Below are 13,701 nucleotides of genomic sequence, written 5' to 3' on the forward strand. Positions count from 1 at the left end.
ACTCACTCTTCGCTCCAGCGGTTCCACATCGTCACCTCGGCGGCCGGAATACGGTGCGGACCAGGACTTCTGGCGCCGGGCAGCAGATGGGCTACCGGGAGCATGGCGACCTGGGTTATCTGGTCGAAGGGAATGCCGAGCAGGTCGGCGATCTCTTGTTCGTAGACCAGGTGGGCGGTGGTCATGGTGGAGCCGAGGCCACGGTCGTGCAGGGCGAGCATGAAGTTCCAGACCGCCGGGTAGACGGAGCCGTAGAAGCTGGCGAGCTGGAGGCCGGCGGCGTTCGCGGGAGGACGCCCGAGCGAGCAGACGACCACCAGGGCCGGAACCTCGTGCAGGTGGGCGGCGAGGTATCGGCCGGAGGCGAGGTCGCCGAGTTGGTCGGGGCGTGGGGTGCGGGCGGACAGGTAGGCGGCAAAGCCTTTTCGGTAGTACTCGGCGATCTGCTGTTTGGTATCGGGGTCCTCGACCACGAGGAAGCGCCACGGCTGCCGGTTGGTGCCGCTCGGGGCGTGCACCGCGACGTCGAGGCAGTCGAGCAGGTCCTGTCTGGCGACCGGCCTGGTGAGGTCGAGGCGGCGGCGAAAGGCCCTGGTCGTTGTCAGCAGATCGTTGCCCATCCGGCTCCTGTCCATCAGACGATCCCGGAGTTCGGTTCGGCCTCGGGATCCAGTGTGTCCTCGGCGAATTCGAGATCGACCTGGGCCGCGACGGCACCGGCCTGGCGGATCTCACAGTGGATCACCACGGTGCCCGCACCCTGGTCGACGACCTCCGCCACGCATTCGGCGGGCAGATCGAGTTCGACGAATCGATCGAAAGTACTTGCTACACACTCCAACCGCGGCAATTCGTCGACGATCATCGACAGTGCGGTCTGGCGGCACGCTTCGATCAGCAGACTGCCGGGGACATGGTCGAGCTGATGATCGAACAAGAACGGGTGGCCGAGGTCGGCGACCAGCGCGGCCCGCGCGGTTGCGCCGGCCCGGCGCGGCGGACCGATGACCACGTTGCGCCAGTTCTCCCGGCCCACCGCGGCGGGCACGGCGCGTTCGGTGAGTGCGGAGGCCCCGTGGAAAGGTCCGAGCCCCAGGCTGTCCCGGAACGCGGAGCGCAGGCCCGACCACTGCCGCGCGGTGACCCAGGAGAAGGAACCGTCGACCGTCAACATCGGCTTGCCCGCACACTCGATATCCAGCACCATGTCGAGGCCGTGCAGCACACCGCCGCGGCGGTGCCGCTGCGGCACCCGTACCCGCATCACGAGGTCGGCGGGCGCGGTGTGCACTTCCCAGGCCGGGGTATCGGAGGCGGTGCCGTTGAAAGTCCTGACTACGAAGGCCATTTCGGGCGGCACACCATAGAACTCGTGGGTCAGCGCGATCGCCGCCTGTCTGGCCGCCTCCATCACCAGCAGCGGATCGTGTCGCATCGCGAGCGAACCGGCGTGGTCGCCGTAGTAGGCGTGCATTCTCGGTAGCTGTCCGCCCGCGACGAACTCGTCCGGTGCCACGGTATCCAGCGAGGTCACGAAGACCTCGGAGACCGCGCAGCGATGCGCTAGTTCGCGGGAGATGGTGCGGACGTGGCTTGCTGCCCGTACCGGTGCTGCGTCTGTGGTCACCGTCGACCCTCCAACCAATCTGTCGCGGACACGGGCCGCAAGGTCTGCGGCTGAGTGCCGGTCCGCATGGGAAGCACATATGAGCCGAGCACGATCACCGACCACGGATCCAGGTCCTGGTCCGCGGCCCATGCCGAGTACAGCAATTGCGCGCAGCCCGCATCGGATTCCAGGTCGAGATCGGGCGGGAGCGCGAAACCTGCCCGGTCGAGATCGCTCAGCAGCCGTGCGAGTGCCTCGGCACGGTCGAAGCTGCGGGCAGGAGCGTGGGTGTACAGGTCATGAGCGATCGCGACGGCATCGGCCGAGCGGTCGACACCCGCGCCTGCCTGCGCGATCACCGCCGCCCGCGTCCGCTCGCCGAAGTAGATGGCGAGCTCGCGCAGCACATCGGCGGGATCGTCGGGTGAGTGCACCAGATTGAGCAGATAGTTGTGCCTGCCGAGCAGGTACCGCAATTCGCCGGGCCTGCGTTTACGTGGATCGGTCGCGCCTTTGGCCTCGGTGAGCCGCACCGAGACCGGCAGCTCCCCGTCGGGACCGTGCACCACCAGGACAAGCACCTCCGAGATGCCGACCAGCAGATCGGCGAGCCGCCTGCGTTCGGGTGAGGCGATATTCCATGCGAAGTACCACAGCGCTCGGGCCAGGTGTCGATCCACCGGGATGCGGTAGGCGCCGACCACACGAAAACCGTTGTCGGCCAGCCATTGCAGTGTCGGTTCGACGGCGCGGGCGACGATCGCGTCGGGTTTCAGCAGCAGCAGCGAATGTTGCACGGCGAACTTCGCCGCGTCGACGCCCAACCGATCGAGCTGGTCTACCGACTCCTGCACGTAGGTGTCGTCGAGGTAGACACCGGCTTTCTCCGCCGAGGGCGTCGAACCGGCCAGCAGCTCGCGCAGCGAATCGCCGACGGCCCCGTCGCGCTCGCCCGGTGACGCACCGCTCATCGCCCGCCTCCGAAGTCATTGCTCGCCAGTACATCTTCGATCGATGGCAGCCGCACGCCCAGGTATCCCGATTCCAGGCAGTAGTCGAGGAGCAGACGCAGGTAGTCCTTGCCGCTCGGTGGCGACGGCTTGCCCAGTAGTGCGTCGGCATGAGCGGTGTCGAATATCAAGCGCCGCTGGAAGTAACTGGTATAGAGCGAGCCGATGCGCCGGTAGTACTCCCGTTCTACCGGGTCCAGGTCGTCCTCGGCAAAGGTCGCCTCCGGCACGAAGGTGGCCACCTCGAAAGAGGGATATTCGGCGAGCACATCCGATACCTCGCGCAACGACACGGTGTCCCGGCCGAGCGCGTGGAAGGTGCGACCGTGAGCGGAGTCGAAATCCAGGACCGCCGCGGCGATGACGTCGGCGACGTGATCCACCGGAGCCAGCGACAGGGTCGCGTCGTAGCGGCCCGGCAGGGCCCGGAGTTTGCCTTCCACCATGAGTTTCACGACGGTGTAGAGGTTCTTGTATTCGCGGATCGCGCCCGAGTCGGCGACGCCGGTCACGATGCCGGGCCGTACGATCGCCCAGCGCAGCCCCTGCTCACCGGCCGCGCGCACCAACTGTTCAGCGCGAAACTTGCTGTCCTCGTAGCCATTGCCGAACGACTGGCCCGCGTCCAGCTCGTCCTCGGTGACCACGCCGCCGCGCCGTCCGCACACATACGCGGTGCTGACGTGCACGAGCGGAACGTCCCACTGCCTGGCCAGCGCGATGGCGTGCACAGTGCCGCGCACATTCAGTTCCTCATAGTCGGAATCTCGCGCGTCGAAGGCGGTGGTCGCCGCGCAGTGCACGATGGCGCCGACGCGCTCGGCCAAGTCGGCGGTGTCGCGCTCCGACATGCCGAAACCGCGCGCCCGAATATCGCCCGCCACCGGCGTGCCCGCCTCCAGCACCGTGCCGTCGTTGCGGACAATGCTCGAATTGCTGTGCAACACAGCAGCCACCGGTCGGCCGGCGGCGGCCAGCCGCGCCACGACTTCGGCGCCCACCAATCCGGTCGCGCCGGTGACCAGCACGGTATCGCGCGCGCTCGCGATCGCACCGCGCTGCCGGTCAGCCCCGGCCTGCTCGCTCATGATGGGCCGCCTTCGGCCAGCGTCCCCGCGACGAGGGCGATCACTTGCCCGACTCGACGCACGCCGATCAATTGCTCCGGGCGATAGCGCGGCAGGTCGAAGGAGCGCTCGAGGACCACCGTGAGTTCCATGAGACGCAAGGAATCGAAGCCGAGGTCTTCGACCAGCCGCTTCTCATCGTCGGTCGCCGATGGTCGCGGTGCCATCGCGAGGACGAGGCGGCGGACCTTCTCGGCGATCGCGGTATCGGCTACAGCGGTCATGCCGACTCTCCTTCCCGTAGATGGGGCTGGTGGCCACCGGAGGCCAGCAGATCGCGGGCCTCGTCGAGCGGCAGGTCGGTGTTCAGGTAACCGGCGAGGCGCAGCCAGTCATAACCGATCGCCAGGGTCCGGCGCCATTGCTCGCGCGAATCGAACGAGGCGGGGAAACCCGTCGCGGACTCCGAGCCGCCTGCGATCCGCCGCACCAGGGCGACGAAGTCGTCCAGGATCGCGAGACCGGCGCTGGTGTCACCGCTGGTGCGGAGAATGTCCGAGAAGCACACCTGTTGAGCTGATTTCAGCTGGGCCAGCAGCGCATCGCGACCCGATGCGTGCGCCGGAAGTATGCGTCGTACCGTTTCGGCGGGCGCCACGTCGGCGGGCAATGGATGAATACCGAAGGCGGATAGCACGACCCGAACTGCCATGGCGATCAGGCGGTGGGCGGCTATGTCGGCGACCGCGCCCTGGGAGTTCTTCACCGCGCCCGCCAGGTCCTCCCTGGCATTCTCCAGAACGATGTTGGACCACACCAGATTCAGCGCACATTCGGTGAATCTGGTCGCGGGCAGTGGAGAAAGGGTGGCGATCGGTTCTGCTCCCGCGGCTCCGGTCACGCCGAGCGCGGGGGCGCTCGTACTCGGCACCGGTGTATAGGGCCGCACCGGCTTGCACAGTGCCAAGGCGGGTTCGATGGGTTCGCCGCCGCGCCATTGCAATCCGACGAACCCGAGCCGGATGAACTCGGACAGCTCGGCGGCGATGTCCGACTGGGCGCGGGCGAGCACGTCGCGCACCGAATGCCGGAACACCACCGACCGCCAGGCCCGCGCGGCCGGGTCCGAGAGCACGAAGACATCTCGATCGTCGCGTACGACATGCACGCGGCCACCGATCGTCCAGGTGGTGACGCCGGGGCGGCGCGCGAACAAGATCTGATGCGGGTCGTCCGGCACCGCGGGCACGCCGAGTGCCGCGGCAAGTTCCCACACCTTGTGCCAGGTCAGCTGTTCGGCCGCGGCCCCAGCTCGCGCGTCGCCGGGCCGATCGGATTCCGTGCCGACGGACACCGGGACAGCATGGTGCGCAGTTTCGGAATCCGATTCCGCGTCGCCGATCTCCCGCGCCTGGTCGTCGAACGCCCAGACGGCGGCAGCACTGGCGTCCCGGTAGCGATCGATAAGGTCGTCGTGCCCGATCCGGTCCAGCTGCTGGGGCAGCCATTTGGTCTCCAGGTAGGTTTCGCCGCGCCGCGCCGCCCACCCCTTCATCGCCTGCACGAGACCATCGCGCGCCCACCCGCCCGCTTCGGCGTGCGCTCCCAGTGCGCGCAGTGCGACAGCGAATCGCAATGCCTGCGTGGCCCGCGCGGTCCACCAGTCCGCCATCAGCTCCGTGAAGCCGGAGTAGGGCAGCAGCGAGCGCAATTCGGCTACGTCGGGCGTGCCCGACCGGACCACGGCCGCGCGCAGGAATCGCTGACACCGGTTGAGCAGGTCCTCATCGAGTTCTCTGGGGTTCCCCGCCGCCGCGACCTGCGCCAACTGTCCGCGCAGCTGTGCCTGCGACCGGGTGCGCACCTCGACTCGCCGCCCATCGATGAACAGCACTGTCGGCAGTGTCGGCATCTCCTCGTCGCCGGGAGCGAGCACGAGGAAGTCCACATCGGATCCCTCGTTGCCGAACCCCTCGGCCAGTGAACCTTCGAACAGCACCGTCGAATCCCGCGGTACCACTACGGTTTCCAAGGCGCGCTCGAGCAGCTGACGCACCCGCTCCGCAGCCAGCGCCGGTTCCGGTGCGATGTCCTGAGCGGCTCTGCCATGGCCTGCTTCGGTGTTGTCTGCCTCGTGGGCGATGGCGCCGTCGAGGACTCCATCGCGAAACAGCTGCCACATATGGCGGCGGCGCGGTTTGCCGCTGGAGGTGCGGCGGATGGTTCCACGGGGTCCGGTGACGATGGTGACGGACTGGGCGGGACCGAGCTCACCACGAATGATGGTGCGAGCCTGGGAGATCCAGTCGCCCGGCGCGGATTCGGCGAACAAAGCGATGCCCTGCGCGCCCGCCTCGGTGATCGTGACCGCGGCGAGTTTGCCTTTGGTGATCCCGGTTTCCTGGGCGACCCGGGATTCGATGTCCTCCATGAACACCGAACGGCCGCGCACCTTCAGGCTCGAGCCCATCCGGCCGAGCACGAAAACCTCACCGCGATACAGGAATCCCGCGTCACCGGTGTAGAGCCTGCCGTCGATGATCCGGGTGGACGAACCCGCCGCGGGCTCCCCCGAGTCCGTCACCGAATACCCGAGCGCCACCGAATCGCCGACCACGACCATCTCGCCCAGGGTGCCGTCGGGGAGCTCGTGACCGTCCTCGTCGACCACCGTGACCGTCGACTCCGGCGTCGAGTAGCCCAGGCCGGTAATCCAGCCCGCGCCTTCGACCCGATGGGTGTCGTCGAGCAATCGCTCGTCCAGGATCGTGATCCTCGACCCGAAGCGCAGACTCGGGTTGTCGAGGCGCAGCGCGGTGACCGGGCGGTTGCGTGCCGACGAGGTCACCATCAGCGTCGCCTCCGCGAGCCCGTAGGCCAGCGTGTACGCATTGGTCGAGAAGCCTTGTTCGCCTGCGAGATTCGCGAACGACTGCAGATCGGCGACCTCGACGGGTTCGGAGCCGACGGCGAGCGTGCGCCAGCCGGAGAGGTCGAGCTCGGCGATGTCCTCCTGCGGCACCCGATGTGCCACATAGCCGAGCGCGAACGAGGGTGACGGCGAGTGCTGGGCATGGGTCATCGCGCGCAGCCACCGCACCGGGTCGCGGACGAACTGGTCGGGTCGCATCAGGTATAGGTCGCCCTGATTGGTCACAGCGGTGAGGAAGGCGCCGACCAGGCCCATGTCGTGATAGAGCGGCAGCCACGAAACCATGGCCTCGCCGGGTCGCCAGTCCACGAGGGTGGAGATCATCGCGATGTTGTTGGCCAGGTTCTGCCAGCTGACGCGCACGCCGCGCGGCGTGCCGGTGGAGCCGGAGGTGAATTGCAGCAGCGCGCACTCGTCCGGCTCGCCGAACTCACGCACCGCGGGTGGCGGCCCCAGGGTCTGAGCGTTGATCACCAGCGGCTCGTCGGTGCGGCCCGCTTCGATCGCCGCCCTGCGGACGAGTTGCTCGAACTCCGTCGAGGTCACCACCAGTCGCGGACGGGCCTGCGCCAGGATCGCCGCGATGTGGGCGACGATCTGGTCGAGGTCACCGAACATCGGCGGGGCGACCGGGGTGAAGACCCCGCCGCAGGCCCACACGGCGTAGAACGCTGCGGCACACGGGAATCCGGTCGGCATGATCACGCACGCACCGTCGCCGCTGCCCATGCCGTGCGCCCGCATCAGAGCGGCGATGGACCAGGTGATGTCGGCGAGCTCGCGATAGCTGCGATAGGTCCAGCCCTCGCCTTCGTCGGCCAGATGGACCCCGGCGTCCTCCGCGGGCTCGACAAGCCAATTACGCACTGCCGCAACATATATGTCACGCTCCATCGCGGAGGTCTCCTTCGGACAGCACGGTAACCGTCCCATTGGTTCCATCGACCCGAATCCGCATGCTGGACCGTATCTTTTTCGTGAGGTCCTTGACTTGTACCACGGTGGGAACTCCTAATTCACGCGCCACGATCGCGACATGCGTGAGGGGGCTGCCGCGCTCGATCACCAGAGCCGACGCCGAGGGCAGCGCAGCCACCCAGCCCGGGTCGGTTCGATATGCCACCAGGACGCCGCCTGCGACGTCACGGGGCTTGTCGACCACGATAGCCGTGCCCTCGACGATCCCCGACGCCGACGGCGTTCCGGTCAGCACCGTTCCGACTGTCGCGGCCGGAGTGTCGGTCACCGGCACCCAGCCCTGAGCCGCGAGCTCGGCCCGCCCGAAGGCCGGACCTGTTGTGACGAAGCGAGCCGGCGCGACCAACTCGCTGTCCCTGGCGCGCTGAGCTTTTCGTGCCGCCACCAGATCGCGCAGCGTCTCGGTCTGCGCGCCTTCGTAGCAGCCACGCAATTCCTGCACGGTCAGCAAGAACACGTCGCCGAACTCGTCGATAACCTCGCGCTCGACCAGGTCGCGGCCCATCACCCGGATCATCCGCTTCACCATGCCGAAGGCTCGCGTCCGGCAGAAGCGCAGCCGCTCGCGGTGCGCGGCACAACGATTCACCTTGGCGCGCAGCCGTTCGTAGATCCGACGGCGCAGGCCGTGCAGGTGAGCGTCGAGATAGTCGTCGGCCTCGGCGCTGCGGCTGTGCTGTGCGGCGTCTCCTACCCGCCCGATGGCGCTGCGCAGCATGACGAACAGGCTGGCCGGGTCTTCCCGCAGATCGGGCGTCTCCAGTTTCAGCTCGTCGAGACTGCGATAGCCGTAGCGATCGATGTAGGCGTCGACCCGGGCCAGGAACTCGGCGCGCTGCGATCCGCGCAATGCCGGGTAGATCTGTTCCGGCGGAGTCGAATTGACCAATGCCACGAGTTCCGGCTCGGTGCGCACGAACTGGGCCAGCTCGGTCATCGCACGCGCGGGCTCCGCCGATTCGACATCGGCACCCGGGCCGACCACGGCGTACAGGAACCACTCCGGCGCCTTGGGCAGCAGCAGTTTCGTCAGCAGGAACATCAAACCGGTGCTGGTCAGCAGGATCGCGTCCAGCACCATCAGCGGGCCCCAGCGCTGCACCAGATCACGGTCGACGGTGCGGTAGGACGCGTAGGCCTGTTCGCCGGACAGGGACGGGTAGTCCATGGCGTCGTATTCATCGTAGACGCGATAGAACTCGGTCATGAATTGCTCGACCATATCGTCGATTCCGAACAGCCGCCGCAGATAGGTGACCGTGGTGACCGTCCTGGAGCGAAGCCGGGCCCCTCGCGTTCGGAAAGTGAACGGCCGCAGCGTCTTCGCGAGCTCGTCGGCAAGTGGTTCGTCGACGCCGAGCGCCGCTTCCAGCACCTTCCTGTTCAACGGGTAGCCGGGCGCGATGCCCACCATCCGGTACCAGTGCAGGAGGTTGTAGTAGACGCGGCCGTGAAAGTAGCCCAGCAGCACCGGAGTCCAGCGATCGGTCTGACGCAGCTGCTCGTCGGGCACCCGCAACGATTTCGCGTAGCCATGATAGACCCGGCCGTAGATATCGGCCGCCGTGGTGAACGTCAACGGCGAAGTGATGCCGCTGAAACTCTCGATGATGTTGGAGTTGTCCCAGATCCGCTGCTCGTCGTCGGCGAGCACCTCACCCGCGCCGCGCAACAGCGCGCCACCGGATCGGGAGGTGTCGCGCACGGCGGTGGTGATCGGTCGTGTCTGCAGCAACCAGAGCCCGTCGTCATCGATCGCCCACTCGACGTCCTGCGGCGCGCCGAGGTCGGCCTCCAGCTTGCGCCCCAGTTCGGCCACCTCGATGAGTTCGGCATCCGACAGCGCGGCACGGCTGCGCCGCTCCTGATCGACCTCATCGATCGCGACGCCCTGATCACCGGCGGGTGTATAGGACCGCTCCTTGTCCCCCAGCACCGTTTCCAGCACCGCGCCGGAGGATTTGTCGACGATCGCCGAGTCGGCGTCCACCGCGCCCGATACGAGGCCTTCACCGAGCCCGTACACCGCGCTGATCACCAACTCCTCCGCCGCGCCGGTGATCGGGTTCGCGGTGAACATCACGCCGCTGGTCCGCGCGGAGATCAACCGCTGCAGGACGACGGCAGGCGCGCCGGTAGAGGGCAGCTCGTGGGCGAAGGCGTAGCGGATGGACCGCTCGGAGAACGCCGACGCCCAGCACGCCCGCACCCGGGATGTCACCGCGTCGAGGCCGTTGACGTTCAGGAACGAGTCGAATTGGCCCGCGTAGGAGTGGCTGGGGCCATCCTCGGCGGCCACCGAGGAGCGCACGGCGACCGAGCCGCCGTCGAACCGGTCGTAGGCGTCGGTGATCAACGCGAGCACCGACGGCGGCAGCGCCGCGGCGACGACCTGTGTGCGCAGCGCCGCTCCCGCCGCCAACGCCCTTTCCAGGTCGTCGATGGCGAGGAAAGCCGTCAACTCCCCGGTGAGGTCGCCCGCGCGCAGCACCTGCTCGAACACATCGGTTCCCAGCACGACCCAATCCGGCACGCGGAAACCACTGGTGTGCAGAGTGTGCAATCCGCGCGCTTTACCTCCCGCTAGCGCGGCGATCGTTGCTGTATCGGTCCACGGTCCAAGTACCTGCAAGGTGTCTCCTGTCGACCCCTCGGTACCGGGTGGAGCCGGGTGCTACGGCACCGGGCACGCCGAACAAAAGAGGGGACTATTTTGGATATATCCGAGAATTCACCTCGACGTTAGCCCGCAATCCTGCGGGCTCGCTGACCGAAGAGTTGGTCGCAACCCTCGACTCGCCGCTAAGCTTCAGGCTGATTCGGTGGGTTCGGTGAGGATGTGAGTCGGCGTGGGTTGGACATTCACCCCGGATGAGTTCGCACATGTCTGGCAGGAAACCAAGGTAGATCGCCATCCCTACCCCATCCGGATCCTCGAGACACCGCGCACGGAGCGTGACGCCGATGTGTTGCGCGCGCAGCTGGACGAGCGGCTGCCACCCGGCAGCGACCCGGACCTGACCGCGTGTCTGCGGATCCTGGCCCAACCGCACACGCGGATAGTGGCGATCGGCGGGACGCATCGCCCGGGCACCGAGATCCGTTTGCTGGCGGGTGCGATCTTCGACCATGCCGTGCTCGCCCTGCAGGAGCCGGGCGCCGGCCCGGATTTCGGTGGCCGAGTACGCATCTCGATCGGGCACAGCGCCAAACTCGGCGCCAGGATCGCGGCGCTGCTGCCGAAGACGCCGCCGGGGCGGGAACCGGCCAGAGCCGCACCTGCCGACACCATCCGCGACGATGAGATCGTCGCGCGCCAACCGGCCGCGCCACCGATCCGCAGGCTGTTGCTGAAGCCGCACACCGCGGAGGGACACCTCCGGATCGAGGCGCGGCTGGATCGGGCGGAACCGGCGCCCCCGATCCACTACACCTGGATCGATGTCGAGGGCGACGGACGCTACCTGATCAAAGCGGGTTCGACCGTGCATGTTGTGCCCGCTTCGGCCGAGCAACTCGCCGCTCAGCTGCAGAAACGCATTCCGGCACAGGCAGGATGACCATCGCCGACGGGTAACTACTACTGACCGACGGCTTGGCTTCCGGTTAGTCTGGGTCGGACCGACCGATCTCAGGGGTGCGCATGACGATCGAGACCAGCCGAGCCGATATCGCCCGGTTCAAGCAGCAGGCGCAGGCAGGAACAGTCAAGTTCGATCCGGCCGCGGCACGGCGCTGTGCCGAGATGTACGACCATCAGGCCGATCGACTGACCTATCTCCAGCAACGCCTCGAAGCCGCGTCCGAAGCACAGGGCTTCGGCGGGTTCGTCTCCGCTCAGCAGCTCCAGGCCGGTTTCAGCCACAAGGCTCGCGACGCCGCCGCACTGCTCGACCACTACATCGAGGCCGCCTACCGAATGAAGGAGGCGTTCCTGATCAGCGGCGGACTGCTCGAAGAGGCCGACGCCGCGAATGCCGCCGCGTTGCGGGCCATCGAAACGAGGGTGCCGCGGTGAACGGGAACGACCCCGACTACATCAGCTCGATGGAGCATTTCGAGTCGATGCGGCATGAGGAGATCTACGCCAAGACTCAGCAAATCGACGCTGCGCAGGTCCTGAGCGCCTCGGTCACCTGGCTGGAAGTGGCAGGCACACTGGCTACTTCGTTTCCACTGACCCGAGCCAGCTCGGATCGAGCGATGAACTCCATGGAGTGGGAGGGCGCCACGGCGGACGCGGCATACGCCAGTGCCCGCAGTTACGCCGAGTCGGTCGACGAGCTCGCCGCCATCATGGGCCAGGTGGGCGCGCGGCTCGGTGGGGTCGCCGCGGCCGCCGAGGCGGTGAAGATCGCCGTGGTTCCCCCCGGAGGCTCGGGCCCGGTCGGCGCGATCGCGAAACTGCTGGAGGCCGGCGGCATTATCGACGCGCAGATGGCGGCGGAAGCACTGCGCCAGGAAGCCGTCCTCGCGATGAACATGGTGTACAAACCGGCCTACAACATGGCAGGCACCGGCGTTCCCGCCCTTCCCGACCCCCCACAGCTGCCCGGCGAGATGGCCCCGCGGCCGATCAACCCACGACATACCCGACCGGAACACTCCGAACCCTCACTGCCGCAACAGGATCAGCAGCCGATCACCCCGGTTCCAACCACCCCCGCCCCGACGCCGCCCGGCACCGCTGTGCCGCCGACGGTTCCCTCGACACCGGAACAGCCAGCCCCCCAACCTGTTCCGACACCGCCGTCCACCCCGGCGCCCGCGCCCGACCCCCGGCTAACCCCCAGCCCGACGCCGGTGCCGACCCCTCCGCCGACCCAGCAAACCACGCCGCTTGCACCATCTCCGGCTCCGCAGCCGGAATCATCTTCTCCCGCACCGGGACCCACACCGTCAACGCAGCAGGCACCGCCGGAGCCATCCCCTGCCCCGCAACCGGAACCACCAGTCCCCACAGTGGAACCGACTCCGCCACCTGCTCCGCCGACCCAGCAAGCGCCACCACCGGAGCCACCGCCTGCCCCACAGCCCGAACCACCAGTCCCCACAGTGGAACCGACCCCGCCACCCGCGCCACCGACACAACAAACGCCACCACCAGAGCCACCCCCAGCCCCACAGCCCGAGCCACCAGCCCCTGCACCGCCAACACAACAAGCACCACCACCGGAGCCACCGCCTGCCCCACAGCCCGAACCACCAGTCCCCACAGTGGAACCGACCCCGCCACCCGCTCCGCCGACCCCGCAAACACCACCAGCCCCACAGCCGGAACCACCTGCCCCACAGCCTGGAGAACCCACTCCCCCACTTGTCGACCCCGGCGGCCAGCCAGGTGTCACCGGCCCCGTCACAGAAGACCAAGACCAGCAATCACCTTCGACCACCAACCAGCCCGGCGTCATCCCCACACCCCACAAGTAGGCCACCGACAGCCCTCCCACCCATGCGTACCCAGCAACACCCGAGCGCCCGAACCCCGGATGGCCGACGCCCTCGATCCTCCATCCCGATGATGCGTTCGATCAGGTGTCGGGCAAACCCACACCTCCAACCGGCACAGCAACCGGCAGCGCCGAACGGAGTCGAATGGCGGCCACCCGGCAACCTCGGACCACCATCTGACTCGACTCGACGTAACAAGCCGGCGCTCACCAGCACCGCAGCACGATTCGGGCGCAGCAGCCGGGCGGAGGGCGCACCTCTACCCGACCCGCATTCGATCAGGTGTAACCAAAGCCCCCCACTCGGCGAAGCACAGCACAGCACAGCACAGCAACGACACCGCAGCCGCCGAACGGAGTCGAGTGGCGGCCATCCGACAGCCTCGAACCGCCACAGGACCGACTCGACGAAACGCGGCGCCGTGCCTACCAAAGTTCGAACACCGCTGCATGATTCGGGCACATCCGCCGGAGGCGAGAGCACACCCGACCCACGCCACTTGGTCATCCACCCGACCCTGATTCGATCATGTGTCGGGAAAACCACCAGCGGATCCAATGCTCAGCCCACCGCAACGGCACCGCAGCGGCCGAATGGAGCTGAATGGCGGCAACGCACCACAGCCTCGAACCGCCGAACGACCCGACTCGAGGA

10 protein-coding genes are annotated in these 13,701 nt (G+C 67.6%); 3 read left to right on the top strand and 7 right to left on the bottom strand.

The features are described 5' to 3' along the window. Positions 1-2 precede the first annotated feature (2 nt). From ACFU4Z_RS14880 to ACFU4Z_RS14910, 7 genes are read right to left on the bottom strand one after another with little or no spacing between them, the layout of a single operon-like run. Positions 3-635 carry a nitroreductase family protein gene (locus tag ACFU4Z_RS14880; RefSeq protein ID WP_379063025.1) on the bottom strand — a complete coding sequence of 211 codons (633 nt, stop codon included), beginning with the start codon at positions 633-635 and terminating at the stop codon, positions 3-5. Then, positions 635-1,627 carry a ScbA/BarX family gamma-butyrolactone biosynthesis protein gene (locus ACFU4Z_RS14885; protein ID WP_379063027.1) on the bottom strand — a complete coding sequence of 331 codons (993 nt, stop codon included), beginning with the start codon at positions 1,625-1,627 and terminating at the stop codon, positions 635-637. Before ACFU4Z_RS14885 ends, ACFU4Z_RS14880 begins: the two co-directional genes overlap by 1 nt. Then, positions 1,624-2,580, bottom strand: coding sequence for a nucleoside-diphosphate kinase (locus ACFU4Z_RS14890; protein WP_379063029.1), 957 nt, complete (start codon positions 2,578-2,580; stop codon positions 1,624-1,626). Before ACFU4Z_RS14890 ends, ACFU4Z_RS14885 begins: the two co-directional genes overlap by 4 nt. Further along, the gene (locus ACFU4Z_RS14895) at positions 2,577-3,707 is read right to left on the bottom strand and encodes an SDR family oxidoreductase (protein ID WP_379063031.1); all 1,131 of its coding nucleotides are present in this window, start codon (positions 3,705-3,707) and stop codon (positions 2,577-2,579) included. Before ACFU4Z_RS14895 ends, ACFU4Z_RS14890 begins: the two co-directional genes overlap by 4 nt. Beyond that, complete coding sequence (locus ACFU4Z_RS14900; protein WP_379063033.1) at positions 3,704-3,970, bottom strand: acyl carrier protein; 267 nt, start codon at positions 3,968-3,970, stop codon at positions 3,704-3,706. Before ACFU4Z_RS14900 ends, ACFU4Z_RS14895 begins: the two co-directional genes overlap by 4 nt. After that, on the bottom strand, positions 3,967-7,512 hold the full coding sequence (locus tag ACFU4Z_RS14905; protein WP_379063035.1) for an AMP-binding protein: 3,546 nt from the start codon (positions 7,510-7,512) through the stop codon (positions 3,967-3,969). The genes ACFU4Z_RS14900 and ACFU4Z_RS14905 overlap by 4 nt, the downstream gene beginning before the upstream one ends. After that, on the bottom strand, positions 7,502-10,228 hold the full coding sequence (locus ACFU4Z_RS14910) for a phosphoenolpyruvate synthase (protein ID WP_379063036.1): 2,727 nt from the start codon (positions 10,226-10,228) through the stop codon (positions 7,502-7,504). Before ACFU4Z_RS14910 ends, ACFU4Z_RS14905 begins: the two co-directional genes overlap by 11 nt. Positions 10,229-10,445: 217 nt before the next feature. Between ACFU4Z_RS14910 and ACFU4Z_RS14915 the strand changes: the two genes are divergently transcribed. From ACFU4Z_RS14915 to ACFU4Z_RS14925, 3 genes are all read left to right on the top strand, one after another. Further along, positions 10,446-11,156: an ESX secretion-associated protein EspG gene (locus tag ACFU4Z_RS14915; RefSeq protein WP_379063038.1), complete on the top strand. Its 711-nt coding sequence runs from the start codon at positions 10,446-10,448 to the stop codon at positions 11,154-11,156. 83 nt (positions 11,157-11,239) lie between these two features. Beyond that, entirely contained in the window at positions 11,240-11,614 is a 375-nt protein-coding gene (locus tag ACFU4Z_RS14920) for a hypothetical protein (RefSeq protein ID WP_379063040.1), read from the top strand. Continuing rightward, positions 11,611-13,026, top strand: coding sequence for a hypothetical protein (locus ACFU4Z_RS14925; RefSeq protein ID WP_379063042.1), 1,416 nt, complete (start codon positions 11,611-11,613; stop codon positions 13,024-13,026). Before ACFU4Z_RS14920 ends, ACFU4Z_RS14925 begins: the two co-directional genes overlap by 4 nt. The last annotated feature ends 675 nt before the right edge of the window (positions 13,027-13,701 follow it).

This window comes from Nocardia sp. NPDC057440 (assembly GCF_042802915.1).
In the GTDB taxonomy this organism is placed as follows: domain Bacteria; phylum Actinomycetota; class Actinomycetes; order Mycobacteriales; family Mycobacteriaceae; genus Nocardia.